This window comes from Scandinavium goeteborgense (genome assembly GCF_003935895.2).
Classification (GTDB): Bacteria; Pseudomonadota; Gammaproteobacteria; order Enterobacterales; family Enterobacteriaceae; genus Scandinavium; species Scandinavium goeteborgense.
Window position 1 is genome coordinate 1,581,203 of sequence record NZ_CP054058.1, and the last position, 25,276, is coordinate 1,606,478.

Genomic DNA, 25,276 nt, shown 5'->3' on the forward strand with positions numbered 1-25,276 from the left:
GTACCGACTGGGGGCGACGATGAAACCATTACTGGAAGTACTCATCATTCTTGATGCGCTCGATAAAGAAGGGAGCTTTGCTGCGGCATCGGCAAAGCTCTTCAAAACCCCTTCCGCACTGAGCTACACCGTTCATAAGCTGGAAAGCGACCTCAATATTCAACTGCTCGACCGCAGCGGCCATCGTGCGAAGTTCACCCGCACCGGACAAATGCTGCTGGAGAAAGGGCGGGAAGTCCTGCACACAGTGCGCGAACTCGAAAAGCAGGCGGTCAAACTGCATGAAGGCTGGGAAAACGACCTGGTGATCGGCGTGGACGATACCTTTCCTTTCTCATTACTGGCGCCGCTCATTGAACAGTTCTACCAACGGCACAGCGTAACGCGGCTCAAGTTTATCAACGGCGTACTCGGCGGTTCCTGGGATGCGCTGGTACAGGGCCGGGCCGATATTGTCATTGGCGCGCTGCACGACCCGCCGCCGCTCAGCGATTTCGGTTTCGCGCCATTAGGCGAGCTGGAGCAGATTTTCGTTGTGGCGGCCCATCATCCTTTGGCGGAAGAGCCTGAACCGCTAAACCGCAAAACCATCAAACGCCATCGGGCGATTATCGTCGGCGATGGCACCACGCCTGACTGCCCTGCATTTCAGCAGGTGCTTGAGGATCAGGAAGCCATTACTGTTTTTGATTTTAAAACCAAGCTGGAGCTTCAAATCACCGGTCTGGGCTGCGGTTATCTCCCGCGTTATCTGGCTCAGCGTTATCTCGACAGCGGCGCTTTAGTGGAGAAGCAGGTCGCGGCTCACGTGCCGTTTGATGCGGTGTGGATTGGTTGGAATGAACAGACCGCGGGCCTGGCGAGCGCCTGGTGGCGGGAAGCTGTTGTGGCAAATAGTGCTATCGCGGCAGTCTATAACCGCGCCACAGATGAATAATCAGACATTTAGCGAAAAGTTTTTGTTGATGAGCCTCTCGTTCTCTTGTTTTTAAGGGGGGATGGGGGCAGAATACGCGCCAGCAAAAAGAGACTAACCGACGCAATTTTATGGCGTCGGTTATTTTTTTGCTTTCGAGACACACTCATTCATACAAGAGGCCGGGCTTCGTACCGGATAGATACTTACTTAAAAATCGACAGTTGTTGTCGCCGAGGATTTAAAAAAATGGGGCAATTTTTTGCTTACGCGACGGTTTTCACCGTACAGGGGAATAACCATGTCGCATAATGCTACTCCAAACACCTCTCGCGTGGAGTTACGTAAGACACTTACGTTGATTCCGGTTGTTATGATGGGTCTTGCCTATATGCAGCCTATGACGCTGTTCGATACTTTCGGTATCGTATCTGGACTGACCGATGGTCATGTCCCGACAGCCTATGCATTCGCTCTGATAGCCATCCTGTTTACTGCGTTTAGTTACGGTAAGCTGGTTCGCCGCTATCCGTCAGCAGGTTCAGCCTATACCTACGCCCAGAAATCCATTAGTCCGACGGTTGGATTTATGGTGGGTTGGTCTTCGCTGCTTGATTATCTGTTTATGCCGATGATCAACATCCTGTTGGCAAAAATTTACTTTGAAGCGCTGGTACCTTCGGTTCCATCGTGGATATTTGTTGTCGGGTTAGTGGCCTTTATGACCATTTCTAACCTGCGCAGCATTAAAACCGTGGCTAACTTCAACACCCTGATTGTGGTGCTGCAGATGGGTATCGTTGCCGTTATTGTCGGCATGATCATCTGGGGCGTTCACAACGGTACGGGTGCAGGTACGCTGACCAGCAGTCGTCCATTCTGGTCTGAAGGCGCGCATATCACGCCGATGATCACCGGTGCGACGATTCTGTGCTTCTCGTTCCTGGGCTTCGACGGTATCTCTTCTCTGTCTGAAGAAACCAAAGATGCCGAGCGCGTTATCCCGAAAGCCATTGTCCTGACGGCGCTGATTGGCGGTGGGGTCTTTATCGTTGCATCTTACTTCCTGCAACTGTATTTCCCTGACATCTCTCGCTTCAAGGATCCGGATGCGTCACAGCCAGAAATCATGCTGTACGTGGCGGGTACAACCTTCCAGTGGTGCGTGCTTATCTTCTCAAGCGTGACCGTACTGGCATCCGGTATGGCCGCACACGCAGGCGTTTCTCGTCTGATGTACGTGATGGGCCGCGATGGTGTGTTCCCGAAAAGCTTCTTCGGTTACGTGCATCCGAAATGGCGTACCCCGGCATGGAACGTGGTGCTGGTGGGCGCAATTGCACTGCTGGCGATTAAATTCGACCTGGTAACCGCAACGGCGTTGATTAACTTCGGTGCGCTGGTGGCCTTCACCTTCGTTAACCTGTCCGTTATCTCGCAGTTCTGGATCCGTGAAAAGCGTAACAAAACGCTGAAAGATCACTTCCACTACCTGTTTATGCCGGTATGTGGTGCGCTGACCGTCGGTGCGCTGTGGATTAACCTGGAAGAAAGCTCAATGGTTCTCGGTCTGATTTGGGGCGCAGGTGGCCTGATTTATCTGGCTTGTGTGACCCGCAGCTTCCGTAACCCGGTGCCGCAGTACGAAGACATCGCGTAATCCCGACACGCGAGAGTCAAAAAAAACCGGAGACACTGTCTCCGGTTTTTTTATGCCTGTCATTCAGGCTTAAACAATCTCTTGTGCATACTGATACAGCGCTTTAAGCAGGGCGAGCTTCTCGTCATTCCCTTCATACTGCACGTAGAGCTGCCGCAGTTCATCGGCATAAGCCTGCAGGAATTCCGGGGTAAAGACGTCACGACGGTGCTGCAACCAGCGCTGCTGCTCGGCTTCGTCCAGCGTGCCGGGGAAATTACGCGCCCGATAGTTGAACAGCAGTTTCTCGATGCGTTTATCGGCAAACGTGAGGTCCAGCGCGGGCAGATTGCGTGGCTCGGTCTCCAGCAGGATTTTCATCGCCGCGCGGTCCGCATCGCTGAAGAAACCATTGTAGAGCTGGGTGTCGACGTTTTCCGACGGCACAAAAGGCTCCGCCTCGGCAAAAATCGCCACGACTTTGTCGCGTACCTGCGGGTTATCGCGCAGCACTTTCAGGTTATCCAGACACTGCTGGCGGTTGATACCGAGACGATCGGCATCTTCCGGGCGCAAGGTATTGCCCTGCGCGAGAATAGGGCATTTATTCAGGTGTACCAGTTTCACCGGAACCGCTGCCAGCTCGCCGAGATCGGCTTTCGGCGTATACAGACGCTCGCGCAGTTCATCGGCATTCAGTTCGAGCAGGGGCGACATATCACCCGCCAGGTCGACCATGATCACCGCGTTACGGTTGTCTGGATGCCAGGCCAGCGGTGCTACCCAGCTGGTGTTTCCGCGCCACGCCCCGAACATGCCGGAGATATGCACTAGCGGTTTCATTTGCGGTACGTCAATCAGCGTCGCCAGTTTGTTCTTTCCGCGGAAGGTATACAGATAATCGAACAGGCGTGGCTGACACTCTTTCACCAGTTTTGCCATCGCGATGGTGGCGTACACATCGGCCATCGCATCGTGAGCGTTGCTGTGTTCGATGCCGTTAGCTTTGGTCAGGTGCTCCAGACGGAAACTTGGCAGACCGTCTTCGTTTTCTGGCCAGTTAATGCCTTCCGGACGCAGGGCATAGCAGGCTCGCATCACGTCGAGCAGATCCCAGCGAGAGTTATGGTTTTGCCAGCTCCAGGCGTACGGGTCGAAGAAATTACGGTAGAAAATGTTACGCGTCACTTCATCATCGAAACGTACGTTGTTGTAGCCGACCACGCAGGTTTTCGGCACGGTAAACAGGTCATGGATCCGTCGTGCAAACGCCGCTTCATTTTCGCCTTTGGCCAGTGCTTCCTGCGGTGTGATGCCGGTGATCATGACCGCCTGAGGTTGCGGGAGATAATCATCAGCAGGCTTGCAGTAGAAGACTTCCGGCTCGCCGATGATATTGAAATCAGCGTCGGTGCGAATGGCCGCGAACTGAGCGGGTCGGTCCAGTTGCGGGTGGGTGCCGAAGGTTTCGTAGTCGTGAAACAGGAATCCGGCTTGCGGTTGCGTTTCTTGCATAGTCTGTCTTTTACCCGTGAGCGCGTTAGCCGGTAATGGTAAACGATTTGCCCGATCTTCAGAAGCGTGGCGCGGCGATCCCTCTGCGTCGCACGCAGGAAATGTCATACTTTCTTGCAATTTAACGCTGTCAGCAAAGCGTAACTGCCGTAAAAAGAACGGGAATACGAAAAGTTGAGGATATGCTGTTGAAAGGCCGTTTTTTTATTGCTGTTTCTTTGCTCGCTTCGAGCGTTTCTTGCGCAGTTGCCGCAGATTATATTTCCGCACCGGTACAACCTCCTGCAATCCAGGCCGCATCCTGGGTGCTGATGGATTACACCACCGGACAGGTCCTCACCGCGGGTAACGAACACCAGCAGCGCAACCCTGCCAGTCTCACAAAGCTGATGACCGGTTACGTGGTTGACCGCGCGATCGACAGCCATCGCATTACCGGAGATGACATGGTCACCGTGGGTCGCGATGCCTGGGCGAAGGGCAACCCTGTGTTTGACGGGTCATCCCTGATGTTCCTCAAAGCGGGCGATCGACTGAGCGTGCATGACCTGAGCCGCGGGCTGATTGTCGATTCCGGGAACGACGCCTGCGTGGCGTTGGCTGACTACGTCGCAGGTGGCCAGCCACAGTTCGTCAAAATGATGAACGATTACGTGAGCAAACTGGGCCTGAAAGATACCCATTTCGAAACCGTGCACGGTCTTGATGCGCCAGGACAGCACAGTTCAGCCTTCGACCTGGCGGTGTTATCCCGGGCGATTATTCATGGCGAGCCTGACTTCTATCATATGTATAGCGAGAAGAGCCTGACCTGGAACGGCATTACCCAGAACAACCGTAACGGCTTGCTGTGGGATAAAAATCTGAACGTCGATGGGCTGAAAACGGGCCACACGGCGACTGCCGGGTTTAACATCATCGCCTCTGCGGTCGACGGTAAGCGTCGTCTGATTGCGGTTGTCATGGGCGCTGAGAGCTCGAAAGGGCGTGAAGATCAGGCGCGTAAACTGCTGCACTGGGGCCAGCAGAATTTCGATACTGTGCAGATCCTGCATACCGGCAAAAAAGTCGGTACAGAGCGCATCTGGTACGGTGATAAAGAACACATCGATCTGGGCACCGATCAGGACTTCTGGCTGGCCTTACCGAAAGCCGAAGTGCCGAAAATCAAAGCCAAATACGTGATGGACAAGAAAGAGCTGGATGCGCCAATCGAGGCCCATCAGCGCGTCGGGGAAATTGAACTCTACGACGGCGATAAGATTGTGGCTCACTGGCCGCTGGTGACGCTGGAAAGCGTGGGCAAAGGCGGCATGTTCTCGCGCCTGAGCGACTGGATGCACCACAAATCCTGAGTCAGCCCCTGCTTGGCCCAACGCCCTCTTCGGAGGGCGTTTTACTTTCCGGATTTGTGAAATATCGCACATACTCCATCAGGTCTGTTTGCTAAATTTTAACTGTATATTTGTCCAGTAAATGTTTTAACGGAGGCAATATGGATTACAGCATTACGCAGGAAAATCGCCGCGTCATCGCCGGTTTTCATCTGGTTGGCCCGTGGGAGAAGACTGTCAAACAGGGCTTTGAGCAGCTAACTATGTGGGTGAACGGGCATAAGATCCACGCCAAAGAATGGGTGGCGGTTTACTACGACAACCCCGATCAGGTGCCAGCGGAAAAACTGCGGGCAGACACCGTGGTCACCGTAGAAGACGGCTTCACGATACCCGCCAATAGTGAAGGGGTGATCGTCACCGAGATCGCGGCCGGAATGTACGCCAAAGCGCCTGCGCGCGTGGTCGATCATGACTTCTCCACGCCGTGGTACCAGTTCTTCAATAGCGTGCTGGAGGACAAAGACTACGAGTTAGAGGCTAAACCGTGCTTCGAACTCTATCTCAATGACGGTAATCAGGATGGTCATTGGGATATCGAAATGTATGTACCTGTTAAAAAACGCGCTGTTTAAAGTAAACAAGCCTGCTTTTTAAAAGGTTATTTACGCATCCGTGATGCCAGAGGCAGAAAAACAGATACAATTGTGTTTTCTGCCCTGGCCGGAGTGCGGGTGTGCGCGCTGATAAATCACTGAGTCCTTTTGAAATTCGTCTATACCGCAACTACCGTATTGTTCACGGGGTGCGGATAGCTCTCGCGTTCGTGCTGACGTTTCTGTTGGTGCGCCTTTTTCACGTACCTGAAGGCACCTGGCCGCTCATAACGCTGGTCGTTATCATGGGGCCAATCTCTTTCTGGGGAAACGTGGTCCCACGCGCGTTTGAGCGAATCGGCGGCACGATTTTCGGTTCCATACTCGGGCTGGTGGCGCTGAAGCTGGAGCTGATGTCGCTGCCGCTGATGTTACTGTGGTGCGCGGCGGCGATGTTCCTCTGCGGCTGGCTGGCGCTGGGCAATAAACCGTATCAGGCGCTGTTGATTGGCATCACGCTGGCGGTGGTTGTCGGTGCGCCGCCGGGTGATATGCACATGGCGCTGTGGCGAAGCGGGGATGTGATTATCGGTTCACTGCTTGCGATGCTGTTTACCGGGATTTGGCCGCAGCGGGCGTTTCTTCACTGGCGCATCCAGATGGCAAACTACGTCACTGAATTTAACCGCCTCTATCAAACCGGATTTTCGCCGAACTTACTCGAACGCCCGCGCCTTGAACGCCGACTGCAAAAAGTTCTGAACGACGTGGTGAAGATGCGTGGCCTGATCACGCCCGCCAGCAAAGAGACCCACATACAGAAATCGATTTTTGAAGGCATTCAGACGGTGAATCGTAATCTGGTCTGTATGCTTGAGCTGCAAATCAACGCCTGGTGGGCCTCTCGCGACAGCCACTATCTGATGCTCAACTCCCCCACGCTGCGAGACATGCAGCAAATGACCCAGCAGACGCTGCTCACCATTGCGCACGCGCTGTACGAAGGCAACCCGCAGCCGATTCTGGCGAACAACGAAAAGCTGAACGACATTGTCGTCGAGCTACGCCAGCTGGTGAATGATTATAAGGGCAAAGACCTGGCGGAAACGCCGATGCACGGTTATGTCTGGCTAAGCATGGAGCTGGCCCGACAACTGGAACTGCTGTCGCATTTGATTTGTCGGGCGTTGCGCAAATAACGTCCACCCGGTCACGGTTTGCCGCGTGCTTGTTTCGATTCAGCTACGTTTAGGGTTATGATTGAGGCAGAGCAAAAACCATTGTCATTCGCGGCCGCTAGCAGTTATGTTTATCCGTAGCGGCTGTTTTACGAATCCGAATCTCAATTATCAGGGGTGTAAAAATGGAATCAACCAAACCTTCGTTCCAGGACGTTCTGGAGTTTGTTCGTCTGTTCCGTCGTAAAAACAAACTGCAGCGCGAAATTCAGGACGTTGAGAAAAAGGTCCGTGACAACCAGAAGCGTGTGCTGCTGCTTGATAACCTCAGTGACTACATCAAACCCGGCATGAGCGTTGAAGCTATTCAGGGCATCATCGCCAGCATGAAAACTGACTACGAAGATCGCGTAGACGACTACATCATCAAAAACGCTGAGCTGTCTAAAGAGCGTCGCGAGATCTCTAAAAAACTGAAAGTGATGGGCGAGCTGAAATCAGCTGACAGCAAATCCGAGTAAGTTTGCACGTCTCAGAAGTGTGAATATGAAAACCCCGCCGATGCGGGGTTTTTTTATGGCTGCAACAGAACGCTTCACGCGTTGTTCAGTTTGCGTTCACGACGATACAACGCCAAGAGGTCCTGCGCTTTAAGTCAGGAGAATTGCGCTCCCGATGCAGAGGGCTATATTTAGCCTATCAACAACATGTCGATAATAGGGAAATTATGCTTCGTTTACTCTCGCTTACTCTGGGGCTCGCGGCTGTTATCCATAGCGCCCAGGCGGTGACCTATCCGCTTCCTCCCGAAGGAAGTCGCCTGGTCGGCGCGCCGTTAATCGTTACCGTTCCGGAGGGGAATACCCAGCCGCTGGAATATTTTGCCGCGCAGTACGGGCAGGGGTTCAGCAACATGCTGGAGGCCAATCCAGGCGTTGACCCGTTCTTGCCAAAAGCAGGGACGACTTTGACCATTCCGCAGCAGCTGATCCTGCCGGACACGGTCCGCGAGGGCATTGTGATTAACGTCGCCGAAATGCGGCTTTATTATTATCCGCCGGGGAGCAACACGGTGGAGGTGTTACCGATTGGAATTGGTCAGGCTGGGCGCGAAACGCCGCGAAACTGGGTGACGAAAGTGGAGCGTAAGCAGGAAGCCCCGGCCTGGACGCCGACGGCGAATACCCGGCGCGAGTATGCGAAAGAGGGGAAAACGTTGCCTGCATTCGTGCCGCCGGGCGAGGATAACCCGATGGGGCTGTACGCCATTTATATCGGCAAGCTGTACGCCATTCACGGCACTAATGCCAACTTTGGTATCGGCCTGCGCGTCAGTCAGGGATGCATCCGCCTGCGCAAAGACGACATTAAATATCTGTTTGATAACGTGCCGGAAGGGACGCGCGTCCAGCTTATCGACAGGCCAGTGAAATCCACCGTCGAACCTGACGGACTGCGGTGGCTGGAGGTGCATGAGCCGTTGTCCCGGAACCGTGCGGAGTTTGAGTCTGATAAGAAAGTCCCACTGCCGATGACCCCGACATTGAACACCGCGACTCGGGGCGCCGACGTGAACGCCAGCGTCGCCAGTGCCGCGCTAACGCGTCGTTCAGGGATGCCAGTGATGGTGAGTGCAGGAGTTGCAAATACCGGGCAGTTGTAATTCTCGGTGAGACAAAAAAGCAAAAAGCCCGCTCAGTTTCCTGAGCAGGCTTCTTAAATATGGCTCCTCTGACTGGACTCGAACCAGTGACATACGGATTAACAGTCCGCCGTTCTACCGACTGAACTACAGAGGAATCGGTTGGAGGCTTATCTTAGCGGCGAAAAAAATTTTGTCAAACCTCAATGCAAACCTTTCGTCGCGACTGCCGGTTCTGTCAACAATCTGTTGTATTTACCCACAATTTAAACGCAATTCAACGTTGCAGGATTGCCATTTCTCCCTCATCATTTAAAACGAGGTTTCAACTTTCTCTCTAAGGCACCCTTTGAACGTCTCTGCCGCAGTACGCCAGGCCGTCACCCGCACTACCTGGTATAAAAACCGCAAAACCTACCGTGTTCTGTTCTGGCGTGAAATCACCCCTCTTGCTGTGCCTATCTTTCTGGAAAATACCTGCGTTCTGTTAATGGGCGTGTTGAGTACATTCCTGGTGAGCTGGCTCGGGGCGGATGCCATGGCCGGGGTCGGGCTGGCAGACAGCTTCAACATGGTAATTATGGCGTTCTTTACCGCTATCGATCTCGGTACCACGGTGGTCGTTGCCTTCAGTCTCGGCAAGCGTAATCGAAAACAGGCGAGGGCGGCTGCCCGTCAGTCGCTGGTTATCATGACGCTGTTCTCTATTATCCTCGCTGCGGTCATTCATATGTTTGGCCGGGAAATCATCGAAGTGGTGGCCGGGGCGGCAACACCCCACGTCAAAGAGCTGGCGCTGACCTATCTCGAATTGACGGTGCTGAGCTACCCGGCGGCGGCGATTGCACTGATCGGCAGCGGAGCACTGCGCGGGGCGGGCAACACCAAAATTCCGCTGCTGATTAACGGCGGGATGAACATCCTGAACATTATTATCAGTAGCGTCCTGATTTACGGGGCGTTTTCCTGGCAGGGCATGGGGTTCATGGGCGCCGGGCTGGGGCTGACGATTTCGCGCTACATCGGCGCGATTGGGATTGTCGCGGTGCTGGCGGTCGGTTTTAATCCGGCGCTGCGTATTCCGCTCAAGAGTTACATCAAGCCGCTTAACTTCGCCATTATCTGGGAAGTGATGGGGATTGGTATTCCGGCGAGTATTGAATCGGTGTTGTTTAACAGCGGTAAACTGCTGACGCAGATGTTCGTCGCCGGGATGGGAACCGACGTTATCGCCGGGAACTTTATCGCCTTTTCAGTGGCGTCGTTGATCAACCTGCCGGGGAACGCGCTGGGCTCAGCGTCGACCATTATTACCGGCAAGCGACTTGGCAAAGGGCAAATTGGCCAGGCGGAAAAACAGCTTCGCCATGTGTTCTGGATGTCGACCATCGTGCTGACTGCCATTGCCTGGGGCACCGCCCCGTTCGCCGGGCTGTTCGCTTCTTTCTATACCCACGAAGCGGATGTGAAAGAAGTGGTGAAAGAGCTTCTGTGGCTGAACGCCGCGTTTATGCCGATTTGGTCTGCGTCGTGGGTGTTACCGGCCGGGCTGAAAGGCGCGCGTGATGCACGTTACGCCATGTGGGTGTCGATGTTCAGCATGTGGGGTGCCCGCGTGGTGGCCGGTTACTTCCTCGGGATTGTTCTGGGCTGGGGCGTGGTCGGCGTATGGCTCGGCATGTTCCTCGACTGGGCAGTGCGCGGCGTGGCGTTCTACTGGCGGATGATCAGCGGCCGCTGGCTGTGGAAATACCCGCGAGTGAGAAACCAATAAAAAAACGCACAGGGGATCTTTCTGTGCGTTGGGCGAAATATCAAAGCAGCGCCCGGCGGCGCAAGCTTGCCGGGCCTACGAAGGTACTAAGCTCTTGAATTTTGTAGGCCCGGTAAGCATCGCGCCACCGGGCAACATACAAGAGAGCATTACACCCCAAGGCGATCGCGAAGACTATAATATGCCGCACCCATCGCGGTGAACGGAATGCGCAGCGTACGCCCACCCGGGAACGGGTAGTGCGGCAGTTTGGCAAACGCATCAAAGCGTTCTGCATCGCCACGCAGTAACTCGGAAATCAAACGTCCCGCCAGATGCGTACAGGTCACACCGTGGCCGCTGTAACCCTGCATGTAATAAATGTTTTTATCCAGACGCCCAAACTGCGGCATGCGTGACAGCGTCAGCAGGAAATTGCCGGTCCAGCTGTAGTCAATCTTCACGCCTTTCAGCTGCGGGAAGGTTTTCAGCAGGTTCGGCATCACCAGACGCTCGACATCCGCCGGATCACGCGCACCGTACACCACGCCGCCGCCGTACAGCAGGCGGTTGTCACCGGTCAGACGGTAATAATCGAGCAGATAGTTACAGTCCTCGACGCAGTAGTTATTTGGAATCAGCGAACGTGCGACGTCTTCGCTCAATGGCTCCGTGGTCAACACCTGGGTGCCGCACGGCATGCTGCGTTTCGCCAGATCCGGCTCGAGCTTGTCGCCCAGATAAGCGTTCCCCGCCACAATCACGTACTTCGCCGTCACCTGGCCATTTGCGGTGCTAACCACCGCCGGGCTGCTGTGCTGAATATTCGTCACCGGCGATTGCTCATATACGCGGCCCCCGTTCAGGCGAATCGCATTCGCTTCACCAATCGCCAGATTCAGCGGATGAATATGTCCGCCGCTGTGATCAAGCAGAGCGCCGACATAGCGATCGCTGTCCACTTCACGCTTCAGCTCGTTGGCGTCCAGTATTTCCAGCTGGGTGTTGCCGTAGCGTTCCCAGTTGGCTTTCTGCTCTTCCAGCGTTTCGAGCTGTTTGTGGTTCATCGCCACGAACAGGCCGCCCGGACGATAATCGCAGTCAATCTGATAGCGCTTGATGCGCTCGCGAATAATCTTGCCGCCTTCAAACATCATGCTGCCGAGCATTTTGGCCGAATCCGGGCCGTAGGTGCGCTCGATAACGTCGATATCACGGCTGTAAGAGTTAACCAGCTGGCCGCCGTTGCGACCGCTGGCGCCGAAACCGATGCGTGCCGATTCCAGCAGCACCACGTCGTAACCCATTTCGGCAAGATGCAGCGCGGAAGAAAGCCCGGTGTAACCGCCGCCGACCACGCACACGTCACAGGTGACGGACTCGCTCAGGGTTGGAAACGGTTCATACTGATTGGCGCTCGCGGCGTAATAGCTGGTGGTATGTTCAGTCATGATTAAGGCTCCAGGGCAATCCAGATAGTTTTCAGTTCACTAAATTTTTCCAGGGCGTGCAGGGACTTATCGCGCCCGTTACCGCTCTGCTTATAACCACCGAACGGCACGGTCATGTCGCCATCGTTATAGTTGTTCACAAACACGGAACCGGCTTTCAGGCGGCGGCTCATGCGGTGCGCACGTGACAGGTCGTTGGTCCACACGGCAGCGCCGAGTCCGTATTCACTGTCGTTGGCCAGCTCCAGCGCCTGCGCTTCGGTTTTAAAGCGGGTGACAACCAGCACCGGGCCGAAGATTTCATCGCGACCCACACGAGCTGTCGGTGCGGTATCGACAAAAATTGTCGGGCCGATAGCCGCCGGATGTTTGCCGTCGCGGCCATCCAGCGCCAGCGTGCCCTGAGTTTCACCGTCGCGAATAAAACTGTGCACGGTGTCGGCATGGGCGTTATCGATCAGCGTACCCATGGTCGTTTTCGGATCGAGCGGATTACCCGGCTGCCAGTTTTTAGCCTGCTCTTTCAGCAGCGCGATGAAATGGTCGGCGATGCTCTCTTCCAGCAGCAGTCGCGTCCCGGCGATACACACCTGACCCTGGTTGTAGAAAATGCCTGCGGCGGTGTTGGCGGCGGCTTTTTCAAGATCCGGGCAATCGGCGAACACAATGTTGGCGCTCTTGCCGCCAGCTTCCAGCCACACGCGTTTCATGTTGCTGTCACCCGCGTCTTTCAGCAGCTGTTTGCCGGTGCGGGTCGAGCCGGTGAAGGTGATGACGTCCACGTCCGGATGCTGAGACAGCGCCTGGCCCGCTTCATGACCAAAGCCACTGATGACGTTGAATACGCCGTCTGGCAGCCCGGCTTGTTTCGCCAGCTGCGCCAGACGAAGGGCGGTTAACGGGGATTTCTCGGAAGGTTTGAGGATAACGCTATTGCCTGACGCCAGCGCCGGGCCCAGTTTCCAGCAGGCTAGCAGCAGCGGGAAGTTCCACGGCACCACGGCGGCCACCACGCCAATCGGTTCACGCACAATCAGCGCCAGCTCGTTCACCCCGGTGGTGGCGACTTCGCCATACACTTTGTCGATAGCTTCGGCATACCAGCGGATAGCGCGGGCCGCGCCGGGAATATCATCAAGCAGGCTATGGCGAATAGGCTTGCCGGTGTCGAGTGTCTCCAGCAGCGCCAGCTCCTCGTGATGCTGTTCCATCAAATCCGCCAACTTAGTCAGCACCGCTTTGCGTTTAGCAGGCGATGCTTGCGACCAGTCTCCGCGCTCGAAAACCTCGCGAGCACCGCGCACGGCGATATCCACATCGGCTTTTTTCCCGCGCGCCACTTGGGCAAGCGGGCATTGTCCGGCGGGGTCCACAATTTCAAAGGTGCTATTGTCTTGCGCCTGGCAGTATTCGCCATTAATAAACAAACGGGTTTCTAAAGAGATATTTTTCGCTTTTTCCTGCCAGTAATTCAGATGCTGAAAGTCCATAGTGACTCCTTTGTATTCAATAAGATAATCGGTCTTTCTCTGCTGCTATCGGCAAAATCTGGCTGCAAAACGCCCCAGGAAATAAATCCTGTAAAAAGGCGCTATTTAAAAAGGCCTGAGAAATCAGGCCAAATTTAATTCAGGAATATCAGAACGTGGTGGGGGTATGGGCACTGATGATGCGGCATATGCCTGCGGAAGTGTTGCTGAAGCTGTGCGGTATGCCGGTGTTGATGGCATAACTTTGCCCTGCAACGAGGTGATAATCCTGGCCGTTGATGGTCAGAATCACGTCACCTTCCAGTATCGTGCCTATTTCCTCACCCTGGTGTTTGATCCGCTCCCCGGTTGTTGTGCCCGGTTGATACGTCTCGAAGATCATTGCCAGTGTCCGGTTCGGATTTCCGTTGTGAACCAACTTCATTGAAACACCCTGACTGCCGATTTCAATCAGGTCATCCTGATTAATAACCACCTGCGGCTCATCAGGTTTTTCCGGGTCCGCGAAGAACTCGGAGAGCGACAGCCCATAAACTTTCAGCAACTTTTGCAAGGTACTGATGGCAGGACTGACTTTGTCCTGTTCTATGGTGCTGATGGCACTATGCGTTAATCCAGACAGTTCGGCGGCACGACGTTGTGAAAGACCCAATTGTTGGCGGATCGCTGACAAACGTTTACCCGGCGCCAGGCCGTCATCGCTCATATTGGCATTTCCTTAACTGTAGGGGTCAGAGTCGCTGTTTTTCAGCGAGGTGGTTCTGACAAGCGGTGATAAAACCTTCAAGCAACAAACGCGACAGAGCGTATTCGCTGCTGTTCCATTCCGGGTGCCATTGCACACCGAGGGCGAACGGGTGATCGTGAATGCTGGCAGCTTCGACCAGGCCATCCTGCGAGCGGGCTTCCACGCGCAGCAGCGGACCGAGCGTTTTCGCGCCTTGACCGTGTAATGAGTTCACCCAAAACGTGTTGCAGCCCGGTATTAATCTCGAAAGCAATCCTCCCTCTTGAACCTGAACTTCGTGTGATGGCGCATACTGCTGCTCCACCGGGAGTTCCGAATCTTCACGGTGTTCCAGGAACTGAGGCTGATCGCACAGGCGACGATACAGAGTCCCGCCAGTGGCGACAACAAGTTCCTGCAAACCCCGGCAGATGGCGAAAATGGGGATGCGCCTTTCGAGCCCGGCGGTGATCAACGCCATGCTCAATTCATCACGCCCAGGATCGGCGTCAGGCTCATCGCCGTTTTCACCATAGAGGTGCGGCTGCACATTGCTGGGGCTGCCGGGTAAGAAGATTCCATCAAGTTTTGGCAGAAGGGCATTCAGCAGTTCCGGCTCCGCCAGCGCATGGGGCAGGGCAATCGGCAAACCGCCGGCATTTAATACAGCATTCAGGTACTTTTCTTGCAAGGTCTGGGTCTGGTGACCCTTAAGCCTGTTCCTGCACATCACGACACCGATAACTGGCTTGTCAAATATATTGCCCATGATCACCCTCACATTCTGGACTAAATTATTGCCAAACTCTTCCATATGGCTCATTTCCGTTCATTATTTTCTCAATCTAGCAGTGCGATAACCTCTTTGCAAACTCAATTTAACATTTGACAAACATTTAGGTTAACGCCATTGTCGATAGGTGGACATTATATTTAACGGTCGAAATCAGGACCGGCATCCAAAGCAACGGCGGTGAATCATGGAAACCAATATCGTAGAAGTTGAGAATTTTGTTCAGCATTCCGAAGAGAGACGAAGTAGCGCGTTTGCGCGCGAAGTAAAAACCTTTCTCGAGCGTTACCCCAATACCCAATATGTTGATGTTCTGCTGACCGACCTGAACGGTTGCTTCCGAGGCAAACGTATCCCGGTCGCCAGCCTGAGTAAGATAGAGAAAGGCTGCTACTTCCCGGCGTCGGTATTTGCGATGGATATTCTCGGCAACGTCGTAGAAGAAGCGGGCCTGGGACAAGAGCTGGGCGAGCCGGACCGCAGCTGTGTCCCGGTACTGGGTACCTTAACCCCGTCAGCGGCTGACCCGGAATTTATCGGCCAAATGATGCTGACCATGCTGGATGAAGATGGCGCTCCCTTTGACGTTGAGCCGCGGAACGTGCTGAATCGACTCTGGCAGCAGCTGCGCCAGCGCGGTCTGTTCCCCGTGGTAGCGGTAGAGCTGGAGTTCTATTTACTTGACCGTCAGCGCGATAACGAAGGTTTCCTGCAGCCGCCCTGCGCGCCAGGCACCGATGACCGCAATACCCAAAGCCAGGTTTACTCCGTTGATAACCTCAACCACTTCGCGGACGTGCTGACCGATATCGACGATTTAGCGCGTTTGCAGCTGATCCCGGCGGATGGCGCAGTAGCCGAAGCGTCTCCGGGCCAGTTCGAAATCAACCTTCACCACACCGATAACGTGCTTGATGCCTGCGACGATGCGCTGGCGCTGAAACGTCTGGTGCGTACGGTGGCGGAAAAACACAAAATGCACGCCACCTTTATGGCGAAGCCGTATGAAGAATATGCCGGTAGCGGGATGCACATTCATATCAGCATGCTGAACAGCAAAGGCGAAAACGTGCTGTCTGAAGCCGATGGCGAAGATTCGAGCATCCTCAAGCGCTCGCTTGCGGGAATGATAGATCTGATGCCTGCATCTATGGCACTGTTAGCGCCGAACGTTAACTCCTACCGTCGTTTCCAGCCGGGTATGTACGTGCCAACGCAGGCTTCCTGGGGGCACAACAACCGTACCGTTGCGCTGCGCATCCCGTGTGGCGATCGTGACAATCACCGTGTCGAGTACCGCGTAGCGGGTGCTGATGCCAACCCATATCTGGTGATGGCGTCAATCCTCGCGGGTATTTTGCATGGTCTGAACAACGATCTGCCGCTTCAGGAAGAAGTCGAAGGCAATGGTCTGGAGCAGGAAGGTCTGCCGTTCCCGATTCGCCAGAGCGATGCGCTGTGGGAATTCATGCAAAACGACAACCTGCGTGAACTGATGGGTGAGCGCTTCAGCCATGTGTTCCACGCCTGTAAGAACGACGAGTTGATTCAGTTTGAGCGTCTGATCACAGAAACTGAAATTGAGTGGATGCTGAAAAACGCCTGACGATGCGTTTCCTGGCCTGTAGGCCCGGTAAGCGCAGCGCCACCGGGCGTCATACCAGGCAGCAAAATAATAAGCAGCATCATACGGTCTGAGCGGAGCCAGACCGGACGTTTTGCAGGGTAACCTGCCATTTCCCGGCGTCGCGTAAAGGAGCGCAGGCGGCAACGGGTCTTCAGTTAATCGACAAATTGTATGACGAGGAAATGAGATGATGCAGATGTTTAAATACCCGCACGGCGAAGGTGAACGCTGTTGCCGCATTGACTACGACGGACCGGCTGCCGGTATGTGCCCGACGTTTTCTCCTTTAGTGACACGACTCACCCCCAGGCTAAGCAGGTTTGCAACAACGACGACATCATCGCAAACCTGGACGCGCATGGGGGGGCTTCGTGATGGCGACTAATTCCTCTGTCGAACTCAAGTCGCAGGCGGGTAAACCGCAGCTGCGCAAATCTTTAAAGCTCTGGCAAGTGGTGGTGATGGGTCTGGCCTATCTCACCCCGATGTCGGTGTTTGATACTTTCGGTATTGTTTCCGGCATCAGCCACGGGCACGTACCGGCGTCGTATTTGTTGGCGCTGGCGGGCGTGCTGTTTACCGCAATCAGCTACGGCAAACTGGTTCGCCAGTTCCCGCAGGCGGGCTCCGCTTATACCTACGCACAAAAATCCATAAGCCCCCACGTCGGCTTTATGGTCGGCTGGTCATCGCTGCTGGATTATCTGTTCCTGCCGATGATTAACGTCCTGCTGGCGAAAATCTATCTCTCCGCGCTGTTCCCTGACGTCGCGCCGTGGATCTGGGTGGTCGGTTTTGTGGCGATCCTCACCGCCGCGAACCTGAAAAGCGTTAACCTGGTGGCAAACTTCAACACGCTGTTTGTGCTGGTGCAGATTTGCATCATGGTGGTGTTCATCATCCTGGTGGTGCAAGGGCTGCATAAAGGAGAGGGCATCGGCACGGTCTGGTCGCTGCAACCATTTGTCAGCCAGAACGCGCACCTGATCCCGATTATCACCGGGGCAACGATAGTCTGCTTCTCGTTCCTGGGCTTCGATGCGGTGACTACGCTGTCGGAAGAAACCCCGGATGCGGCGAAGACTATCCCGAAAGCAATTTTTCTGACGGCGGTATATGGCGGGATCATCTTTATTGTGGCCTCGTTCTTCATGCAGCTGTTCTTCCCGGATATCAGCCGCTTCAAGAATCCGGATGCCGCGCTGCCGGAGATTGCGCTGTACGTGGGTGGCAAGCTGTTCCAGTCTATTTTCCTCTGCACCACGTTTGTGAATACCCTGGCATCGGGTCTGGCGTCTCATGCGAGCGTGTCGCGCCTGTTGTACGTTATGGGCCGGGATAACGTGTTCCCGGAAAAATATTTCGGTTATGTGCACCCGAAATGGCGCACCCCGGCGCTGAACGTGCTGATGGTGGGCGTGGTTTCGCTGTCGGCGTTGTTCTTCGACCTCGTGACCGCCACGGCGTTGATTAACTTCGGTGCGCTGGTGGCGTTTACCTTCGTGAACCTGTCGGTGTTCAACCACTTCTGGCGTCGTGAAGGTCGGAACAAAACCTGGAAAGACAAGGTGAACTACCTGATCCTGCCGTTGATTGGTGCCGCCACCGTCGCCGTGCTGTGGATCAACCTGGAAGCAACGTCCTTAACGTTGGGACTGGTGTGGGCCGGCGTGGGTTTACTGTATCTGGCGTACCTGACCGGACGCTTCCGCAAGCCGCCACCGCAGTTCGATTCAGCAAAAGCGGAGCGGGCCTGGGAGTGATTTTTACCCAGTCTGTGGAAGAAATCGGCAAACGATTAAAAATGTGAAAAACAGGCTTTGACAAGCCGCGGGCGCATCGCTAATATGCGCCCCGTTAACCGATTCCTCTGTAGTTCAGTCGGTAGAACGGCGGACTGTTAATCCGTATGTCACTGGTTCGAGTCCAGTCAGAGGAGCCATATTTAAGAAGCCTGCTCAGGAAACTGAGCGGGCTTTTTGCTTTTTTAGGGTTTAGTGCAGTTCGTTACGCTGCAGCAACTCTGTCTTTAAGTAACCAGAAAGATCGGTCAGCGCGGGTACCAGTTGGCCAATGCTACTGAGCGTATGCCCGATCTGATGCAGGTTTTTCTGCGTCAGTTCCTTCGCGTGATCTTTTGCCAGGTCTTCTCCAATAAACTCAAGGCAGTGGCAAAGTCCAGCGCGTGCTTCGTCGCAGCAATGCATGAGAACCAGGCAGTTGACGGTTTCCATATTGCAAAAGTTAATATCGACCAGCGAAGCGGCCATATCGGAAAAGTAGATATCCGCAGTGGGATGTGAGTCGATGTAGCGGTTCGTGTTAGTATCGGCGTCAGCCATGGCATTACTCCGTTTAATGTTGTGGTCAGAGGCCCGGTATGTGTTACAGCACTGCCGGGCTTCGTTGTAAGTAGGTAACAACATAAGTACTATGGTCGTTACCATATGTGAAAACCACTCCCGGTACGTACCAATGTCAATACCAGAAGAAAAACGCTCTCCCCAATATCAGATGCGGCTTCCAGAAAAGTTTCGTGAACAGCTGGAAGAGCAGGCGCGTAAGGATGGCGACGCTTCACTTGCGACGTGGATTAAACGAATATTGCGTAAAGAGTTACGTGAAAGAGGCGTAGATCCAAAAGGTTAAGTCCGAAAACGTATTTTTTGGCAACCTTTTGCCCGGTGGCGCTCCGCTTACCGGGCCTACAAAATTGACATATTGCGTGGCTTCGTAGGCCCGGCAAGCTTGCGCCGCCGGGCGTTGAGATGGCGTTAACTCACCTGTACCCGAACCGGGGCGGTGGCGGCAAACAGCCATGGGCGCGCCTCGCTGTCGACCAATGGTGAGAGCGTCTCGCGAACCTGCTGGTGGTAGTCATCCAGCCACTGTTTTTCGCGGTCGGTGAGCTGGTTGAGCTCAACCTGACTGATGTCGATCGGGATCATCGTCAGCGATGCGAAGCGGCAGAAGCCCGGCATGCCGTCGATCACCTCCACCTGATTCTCTATGCGGATCCCGTATTCACCTTCCAGATAATATCCCGGCTCGATGGTCATTATGTTGCCCGCCGCCAGCGGCCACAGGTTGACCTTTTTCGCAATACGATGCGGGGCTTCGTGGATCAGCAACTGATGCCCGACGCCGTGCCCGGTACCGTGATCGAAATCAATCCCCAACTCCCACAGATGACGACGTGCGAACGCATCCAACTGATGCCCAAAGCTGCCGGTAGGGAACTGCAACGTGATTAACGATAAAAACCCTTTCAGCACCGCGGTGTAGTGCAATTTACGCTGCGGATCTAACGGGCCAAAGGACAGCGTGCGCGTGGCGTCGGTGGTACCGTTGACGTACTGACCGCCAGAATCATTGAGGTAGAAACTGTCGGCGGTGAGCGCGGCGTTGGTCGCGTCACTTGAATGGTAATGGCACATCGCCGCATTGGAGGATGCCGCGGAAATGGTGCCAAAACTCTGCTCGATGAAGTTCTCCTGCTGCTCGCGGAAGGCGAGCTGTTTAGCCTGCGCTTCCAGCTCCGTCAGCGGGTTGCCGGCCGCCAGACGCGCCGGAACTTCATGTGACAGCCAGGCGAGGAAATTCACCCACGCGGCCCCGTCTTTTTGATGACTTTCGCGATAGCCTTCCAGCTCGATGCTGTTCTTGGTCGCCTTGATCAGCGTGATCGGGTCTGCGGCCCAGCACACCTCGCCACCGTGTTGCTCGACGGCAAAACGCAGTGCGACCGGGGCGCTGTCAGCATCCAGCAGAATGCGCTTGCCGTTGGCTGCTTGCTGGCAGCCCGGCACCAGCTGTTCCATCGGCGACAGCGTCAGGCTGGCCAGCAGCGCCTGCGGTAAATTCGCGGTTTTTGCCGCGTCGACAAACCACTGCGTCTCGCCAGTACGGCTGAGCAGGGCGAAGGACAACGGCACCGGGCTGGTGGCGATATCGGAGCCACGCACATTCAGCAACCAGGCGATGTTATCCGGCTGAGTGATCACCAGATAATCCGCGCCTTTGGCATCCAGCACAGCGGCGATACGCGCGCGTTTGTCGGTGCTGCTTTCACCGGCTACCGACAACGGCATTTCGCGCATCGCGCCCTGCGGTGCGGCAGGTCTGTCGTGCCAGACCGTGGTGAACGGATCGTCGGCCAGCGGTGTCAATGTGCATCCGGTTGCGTTCAGCAATTCGAACTGGCTGTTGACCATCAGCATCGGGTCAAAGCCAATCCGGCCGTTGACGGGCAGGTGGGTTTCTAGCGGATCGTTGTGCAGATGATGGATTTCCCAGGCCTGCAAATCCACTTCGTTACGCACCTGTACCTGATAACGACCATCGACGAAAAGCAGGGCTTTATCCTGAAGCACCAGCGCGACGCCAGCGGTACCGGTAAAGCCTGTCAGCCACGCCAGTTTGTCATCATGCGGCGCGGCGTATTCGCTTTGCCAGGCGTCGGCCCGCGGCACAATCATGCCATCAAGCCCCTGCGCCAGCAGATGGCTGCGCAGGGCGGAAAGAGGTGATGCTGTTTGCATTGTCATTATCCTGATTTTTAACGGAACGGCGGTTCGTTGAAGGTGCGCAGCTTACGTGAATGCAGCTTGTCGCCTTCCGCACGCAGCAGATCGATGGCGCGAATGCCTATCTGCAGGTGCTCCGAAATCGCGCCTTCGTAGAAACGGTTCGCCTGGCCCGGCAGCTTGATTTCGCCGTGCAGCGGTTTATCCGACACACACAGCAGCGTGCCGTACGGCACCCGGAAACGATAGCCCTGCGCGGCAATGGTGGCGCTTTCCATATCGATGGCTACCGCGCGGCTCAGGTTAAAGCGCAGCGCGGACGCCGAGTAGCGCAGCTCCCAGTTACGGTCATCGGTGGTCACCACGGTGCCGGTACGCAACCGGTGTTTAACTTCTTCGCCCGGCATGCCGCTGACCTGCTTGGTGGCGTCATACAGCGCGCGCTGCACTTCGGCGATGCTTGGGATCGGAATGTCCGGCGGCAGCACCGCATCCAGGACGTGATCGTCACGCAGATAGGCGTGCGCCAGCACGTAATCGCCGATGGTCTGACTCTCACGCAGGCCGCCGCAGTGACCAATCATCAACCACACATCCGGGCGCAGGACCGCCAGATGATCACAGATATTTTTGGCGTTCGCCGGGCCGACGCCGATATTGATCAGCGTAATGCCCTGGCCGTCTTGAGTAATTAAATGCCAGGCGGGCATTTGGTGCTTTTTCCACGCCAGATCAGAGACGGCGGTTTCCGGCGCTTCAGTATCGGCAGTGATCCACACCCCGCCTGCACAGGAAAGGGCGACATACGGGCTGTCCGGGTCGAGAATCTGGCTGCATCCCCAGCGAACGAATTCGTCCACATAGCGGGTGTAGTTGGTAAACAGCACGAACGGCTGGAAGTGTTCGACCGGCGTGCCGGTGTAGTGGCGCAGGCGGGCGAGGGAGAAGTCCACGCGGCGGGCGTCAAAATGCGACAGCGGGTAAAGTTCGGTCGGGTGGAACAGGCCGTCTGCGGTTTCATCGCCAATTTGCGCCAGATCGGTCGTCGGAAAATGGCGCGTCAGGCCCGCGCTCATCGAGCGATCGAGTGTCAGCGTGGAGCCATCAATCACATAAGGATACGGAATTTCATGCTGTGAGCGCTCGACGGTGATGTGCGCGCCGTAATCCTGATACAGCGAGGTCAGCTGTTCCAGCAGATACGGGCTGAATAATGTCGGCTGGGTGATGGTGGTGGTGTAGCAACCGGCGTGGGTAAAGCGGCCCCAGGCGCGGGTTTTAAGCGCATTATGCGCTTCACCATCCCAGGATACGGACAGCGATGGATAGACAAACAAGCCTTTGGCGCGCTGTTCGGCATCGGGCAAAACGTTGTCGTTGATGTAACGGCCAATCGCTTCACGCAGCGCAGTCACCGATTGGTTGTAGAGCGCATCGAGTTGTTTCAGCGCTTGTTCCGGGGTCAGACCGGCACCCTTATTATTCATCATTCGCTCCTTCATTCAGCTCTGCGGTGTTACCCGATAGTATGTCACAGGAATGTGAAACAAAAGCCAGCGGAATTAACCGAAGAAACAAGACTGTGTAGAAAAACGACATATTCATCCGGGGATCAACCATCAGGCGGTAACGCGTTGTAAATACCGGATAAACGCTATGCTAATGGCCGATTACTCGGTAAAGTAATCGTTTGCGTACTATAGAGAAGTGGTGGTTATGAATAACAAGACAATCTTAATGTCCCTGGCTGTTGGCTGCATGGCCGTCTCATCGATGAGCTTTGCCCAGCAGGTCTCCGGCCCTATTGTGGTACAGGGGGCAATGCCGGTCGAAGCGGAGCGATTTGCCCAGCGGCTCGACAACCCACAGGAAATAGAGATTGGTGGCTGGCGCTTCTGGCGTGGCACGGTTGAAGGGTATCCGGTGGTGGTGTCCGAAACGTTAAAAGGGATGTCGAATGCGTCTGCTGCCACGGCGATTGCCGCGACCCAGTTTCATCCTGTCGCGATCATTAATCAGGGAACCGCAGGCGGGCACGATCCGGCTCTGAAGGTCTATGACATTGTATTAGGAAAATATTCCGTCAATCTCGGCGCGTTTAAATCACCGCATAAGCAGCCGGGCGAGGGAAGCGATTCACTCCAATGGAAACCTATGGATTTGCTGGCCTCGAAGGGGAGTGCAGGCGAAGATAAAAAACCGCACACCATCCGCAAATTCCCGGCAGATGCACAGCTTCTGTCAGTGGCTGAGAGCGTGAAAGCGTCCTACAGCAAGGGCAACGTCGTGGAGGGGGTTATCGGCTCAGCCGATATGTGGAACAGTGAACTGGACCGGATCCAGTCTTTCCATCGTCAATATCAGACCTCCGTCGAAGAGATGGAAACGGCCTCCGCTTCACAGATAGCCGCAGCATTTGATATTCCCTTTATCGGTATTCGCGTGCTGTCGAACAATATCACTAATCAGGGGGCCTACGACCCGCAGACTGGCCTGGCCTGTCAGGATTACGTTTATCAGGTGGTCAAGGCGTATATTGCAAAAGCGAAGACACGCTGAGTTAAGCGTCTTCTACACCATTAAAGGCGCTTTCGGGCGTCTTTTGCTTTTGAAGAACATAGACTGCCACTGACCGATCGCCAAATAGCAAAAAGCCCGTCCAGTTTCCTGAACAGGCTTCTTAAATATGGCTCCTCTGACTGGACTCGAACCAGTGACATACGGATTAACAGTCCGCCGTTCTACCGACTGAACTACAGAGGAATCGTTTGAACGAGGCGAATAGTAGCGATGCCTGAGCAGCATGTCAAAGCCTGTCTGCACTCCTGGTGTTTGATTGCTGACAATTTCAGCAAAACGCAGGTAATTGTCGAAAATTAGCACAATGCGCACTGAACTGGTGCAACTCGTCCCCTGATGGGGCATAGCGCAATCCGTTGACGGGTTACTAAAAGCGACGAAATTATTAGAATCTCTTATTCCGCGGCCTGTGCGGGCCTTCTTGTCCAGTTGGTCAAAAACTGGCAAGCATATTGCAACTCCTCCGACAACTGAATCGCCGGCGTTGGCACTGGCATCCCGAACTGGAGGCAAAATGAACTTAAGACGACTGAAATACTTCGTAAAAATCGTCGATATCGGTAGCCTGACTCAGGCTGCTGAGGTGTTGCACATCGCTCAGCCCGCATTAAGCCAGCAGGTGGCTACGCTGGAAGGTGAGATGGATCAGCAGCTCCTTATCCGTACCAAACGGGGAGTTACGCCGACGGAGGCCGGTAAAATTCTCTACACCCATGCGCGGACTATTTTGCGTCAGTGCGAACAGGCGCAGATGGCGGTGTGTAATATCGGCCAGACGCTGAGCGGCCAGGTGTCGATTGGGCTGGCCCCGGGCACCGCCGCGTCGTCGATCACTATGCCGCTGCTTCAGGCGGTACGTAACGAATTGCCGGAAGTCACGGTCTATCTGCATGAAAACAGCGGCACCGTGCTGAACGATAAACTGCTCGGCGGTCAGCTCGACATGGCGGTGCTGTATGAGCGTTCCCCGGTGGCGGGGATCACCAGCCAGCAATTGCTGAAAGAAGATTTGTGGCTGGTCGGCACCCGTGATTGTCCTGGGCAGAGCGTGGACCTGACGGCGATTGCTGAAATGAATCTTTTCCTGCCGCGCGATTACAGCGCGGTGCGGGCGCGGGTCGATGAAGCCTTTTCGCTGCGTCGTCTGACGGCGAAAATTATCGGTGAAATTGAATCGCTCTCTACCCTGACCGCGGCAATTGCCAGCGGAATGGGCGTGACGGTGTTGCCGGAATCTGCCGCGCGTTCGCTGTGCGGGGCGGCTAACGGCTGGATGGCGCGCATCACCACGCCGTCGATGAGCTTACCACTGTCGCTAAACATGTCGGCTCGCGGGTCACTGTCTCCGCAGGCTCACGCGGTGAAAGAGATTTTGATGTCGCTGGTCAGCCGTCCTTCGCTTGAGAATCGCGAACTGCTGATGGTCAGCTAAGCGTTATGCTTTAAAAGCATAAGTTGCGGGTTTTTATTATTTGTTCCCCAGAGGCGCAGACTCTAACAATAGCGTTA

The 25,276-nt window shown here is 55.0% G+C and carries 22 protein-coding genes, 3 tRNA genes and 1 pseudogene; 16 read left to right on the top strand and 10 right to left on the bottom strand.

What is annotated here, in order from left to right; all coding sequences use genetic code 11:
• Window positions 1-19 precede the first annotated feature (19 nt).
• The 3 genes and pseudogenes from A8O29_RS08230 (at window position 20) to A8O29_RS08240 (ending at window position 2,576) form a co-directional block, all read left to right on the top strand.
• Window positions 20-992, top strand: a pseudogene (locus A8O29_RS08230) (LysR family transcriptional regulator).
• Between the two features lie 173 nt (window positions 993-1,165).
• A complete protein-coding gene (gene yoeI, locus A8O29_RS08235; RefSeq protein WP_110509673.1) occupies window positions 1,166-1,228 on the top strand; it encodes a membrane protein YoeI in 63 nt (20 codons plus the stop codon).
• Entirely contained in the window at window positions 1,218-2,576 is a 1,359-nt protein-coding gene (locus A8O29_RS08240) for an APC family permease (RefSeq protein WP_166665233.1), read from the top strand. Before yoeI ends, A8O29_RS08240 begins: the two co-directional genes overlap by 11 nt.
• 69 nt (window positions 2,577-2,645) lie before the next feature.
• Here the strand turns inward: A8O29_RS08240 and sbcB are convergent, their stop codons facing one another.
• Entirely contained in the window at window positions 2,646-4,070 is a 1,425-nt protein-coding gene (gene sbcB, locus A8O29_RS08245; RefSeq protein WP_174081281.1) for an exodeoxyribonuclease I, read from the bottom strand.
• 188 nt (window positions 4,071-4,258) lie between these two features.
• On the opposite strand from sbcB, the gene dacD reads away from it, so the two are divergent.
• The 5 genes from dacD to ldtA all read left to right on the top strand — a co-directional run bounded on the left by dacD (window position 4,259) and on the right by ldtA (window position 8,841).
• Window positions 4,259-5,425, top strand: coding sequence for a serine-type D-Ala-D-Ala carboxypeptidase DacD (gene dacD, locus A8O29_RS08250; protein WP_133461854.1), 1,167 nt, complete (start codon window positions 4,259-4,261; stop codon window positions 5,423-5,425).
• 140 nt (window positions 5,426-5,565) lie between these two features.
• Complete coding sequence (sbmC, locus tag A8O29_RS08255; protein WP_125351989.1) at window positions 5,566-6,039, top strand: DNA gyrase inhibitor SbmC; 474 nt, start codon at window positions 5,566-5,568, stop codon at window positions 6,037-6,039.
• Window positions 6,040-6,140: 101 nt separating this feature from the next.
• Window positions 6,141-7,199, top strand: coding sequence for an FUSC family protein (locus tag A8O29_RS08260; protein WP_125351988.1), 1,059 nt, complete (start codon window positions 6,141-6,143; stop codon window positions 7,197-7,199).
• Between the two features lie 164 nt (window positions 7,200-7,363).
• Window positions 7,364-7,699, top strand: coding sequence for a DUF496 family protein (locus A8O29_RS08265; RefSeq protein WP_125351987.1), 336 nt, complete (start codon window positions 7,364-7,366; stop codon window positions 7,697-7,699).
• A 206-nt stretch (window positions 7,700-7,905) separates the two neighbouring features.
• Complete coding sequence (gene ldtA / locus A8O29_RS08270) at window positions 7,906-8,841, top strand: L,D-transpeptidase (RefSeq protein WP_125351986.1); 936 nt, start codon at window positions 7,906-7,908, stop codon at window positions 8,839-8,841.
• Between the two features lie 60 nt (window positions 8,842-8,901).
• Here the strand turns inward: ldtA and A8O29_RS08275 are convergent.
• A tRNA-Asn gene (locus A8O29_RS08275) sits at window positions 8,902-8,977 on the bottom strand.
• A 5-nt stretch (window positions 8,978-8,982) separates the two neighbouring features.
• Here A8O29_RS08275 and A8O29_RS22950 point away from each other — a divergent pair.
• Together A8O29_RS22950 and A8O29_RS08280 are read left to right on the top strand one after the other, a co-directional pair.
• The gene (locus A8O29_RS22950) at window positions 8,983-9,090 is read left to right on the top strand and encodes a DUF5951 family protein (RefSeq protein ID WP_420853995.1); all 108 of its coding nucleotides are present in this window, start codon (window positions 8,983-8,985) and stop codon (window positions 9,088-9,090) included.
• A 79-nt stretch (window positions 9,091-9,169) separates the two neighbouring features.
• Window positions 9,170-10,594 carry an EmmdR/YeeO family multidrug/toxin efflux MATE transporter gene (locus A8O29_RS08280; RefSeq protein ID WP_125351985.1) on the top strand — a complete coding sequence of 475 codons (1,425 nt, stop codon included), beginning with the start codon at window positions 9,170-9,172 and terminating at the stop codon, window positions 10,592-10,594.
• Window positions 10,595-10,743: 149 nt separating this feature from the next.
• On the opposite strand, the gene A8O29_RS08285 is transcribed toward A8O29_RS08280, so the two are convergent.
• The 4 genes from A8O29_RS08285 to puuD all read right to left on the bottom strand — a co-directional run bounded on the left by A8O29_RS08285 (window position 10,744) and on the right by puuD (window position 15,010).
• Window positions 10,744-12,024: an NAD(P)/FAD-dependent oxidoreductase gene (locus A8O29_RS08285; protein WP_125351984.1), complete on the bottom strand. Its 1,281-nt coding sequence runs from the start codon at window positions 12,022-12,024 to the stop codon at window positions 10,744-10,746.
• 2 nt (window positions 12,025-12,026) lie between these two features.
• Window positions 12,027-13,514: an aldehyde dehydrogenase PuuC gene (puuC, locus tag A8O29_RS08290; protein ID WP_125351983.1), complete on the bottom strand. Its 1,488-nt coding sequence runs from the start codon at window positions 13,512-13,514 to the stop codon at window positions 12,027-12,029.
• A 148-nt stretch (window positions 13,515-13,662) separates the two neighbouring features.
• Complete coding sequence (puuR, locus tag A8O29_RS08295) at window positions 13,663-14,220, bottom strand: HTH-type transcriptional regulator PuuR (RefSeq protein ID WP_110509576.1); 558 nt, start codon at window positions 14,218-14,220, stop codon at window positions 13,663-13,665.
• Window positions 14,221-14,245: 25 nt separating this feature from the next.
• A complete protein-coding gene (puuD, locus tag A8O29_RS08300; protein ID WP_110509676.1) occupies window positions 14,246-15,010 on the bottom strand; it encodes a gamma-glutamyl-gamma-aminobutyrate hydrolase in 765 nt (254 codons plus the stop codon).
• A gap of 211 nt (window positions 15,011-15,221) precedes the next feature.
• On the opposite strand from puuD, the gene A8O29_RS08305 reads away from it, so the two are divergent.
• The 3 genes from A8O29_RS08305 to A8O29_RS08315 all read left to right on the top strand — a co-directional run bounded on the left by A8O29_RS08305 (window position 15,222) and on the right by A8O29_RS08315 (window position 18,603).
• Entirely contained in the window at window positions 15,222-16,640 is a 1,419-nt protein-coding gene (locus A8O29_RS08305; RefSeq protein ID WP_125351982.1) for a glutamine synthetase family protein, read from the top strand.
• 395 nt (window positions 16,641-17,035) lie between these two features.
• Window positions 17,036-18,424 carry an APC family permease gene (locus A8O29_RS08310; RefSeq protein WP_125351980.1) on the top strand — a complete coding sequence of 463 codons (1,389 nt, stop codon included), beginning with the start codon at window positions 17,036-17,038 and terminating at the stop codon, window positions 18,422-18,424.
• 103 nt (window positions 18,425-18,527) lie between these two features.
• Window positions 18,528-18,603, top strand: a tRNA-Asn gene (locus A8O29_RS08315).
• Between the two features lie 52 nt (window positions 18,604-18,655).
• Here the strand turns inward: A8O29_RS08315 and A8O29_RS08320 are convergent.
• Window positions 18,656-19,003: a hypothetical protein gene (locus A8O29_RS08320; RefSeq protein WP_125351979.1), complete on the bottom strand. Its 348-nt coding sequence runs from the start codon at window positions 19,001-19,003 to the stop codon at window positions 18,656-18,658.
• Window positions 19,004-19,136: 133 nt separating this feature from the next.
• Between A8O29_RS08320 and A8O29_RS08325 the strand changes: the two genes are divergently transcribed.
• Window positions 19,137-19,310, top strand: coding sequence for an Arc family DNA-binding protein (locus A8O29_RS08325; RefSeq protein ID WP_125351978.1), 174 nt, complete (start codon window positions 19,137-19,139; stop codon window positions 19,308-19,310).
• Window positions 19,311-19,435: 125 nt separating this feature from the next.
• On the opposite strand, the gene A8O29_RS08330 is transcribed toward A8O29_RS08325, so the two are convergent.
• Both A8O29_RS08330 and A8O29_RS08335 read right to left on the bottom strand, forming a co-directional pair.
• Window positions 19,436-21,202, bottom strand: coding sequence for an aminopeptidase P family protein (locus A8O29_RS08330; protein WP_125351977.1), 1,767 nt, complete (start codon window positions 21,200-21,202; stop codon window positions 19,436-19,438).
• Window positions 21,203-21,219: 17 nt separating this feature from the next.
• Window positions 21,220-22,674, bottom strand: coding sequence for an AMP nucleosidase (locus A8O29_RS08335; protein WP_125352010.1), 1,455 nt, complete (start codon window positions 22,672-22,674; stop codon window positions 21,220-21,222).
• A gap of 229 nt (window positions 22,675-22,903) precedes the next feature.
• Here A8O29_RS08335 and A8O29_RS08340 point away from each other — a divergent pair, with 229 nt between their 5' ends.
• Entirely contained in the window at window positions 22,904-23,746 is an 843-nt protein-coding gene (locus tag A8O29_RS08340; RefSeq protein ID WP_125351976.1) for a 5'-methylthioadenosine/S-adenosylhomocysteine nucleosidase, read from the top strand.
• 128 nt (window positions 23,747-23,874) lie between these two features.
• On the opposite strand, the gene A8O29_RS08345 is transcribed toward A8O29_RS08340, so the two are convergent.
• Window positions 23,875-23,950: transfer RNA gene (locus A8O29_RS08345), tRNA-Asn, on the bottom strand.
• Window positions 23,951-24,281: 331 nt separating this feature from the next.
• On the opposite strand from A8O29_RS08345, the gene nac reads away from it, so the two are divergent.
• Window positions 24,282-25,199, top strand: coding sequence for a nitrogen assimilation transcriptional regulator NAC (gene nac, locus A8O29_RS08350; RefSeq protein WP_125351975.1), 918 nt, complete (start codon window positions 24,282-24,284; stop codon window positions 25,197-25,199).
• Window positions 25,200-25,276 lie beyond the last annotated feature (77 nt).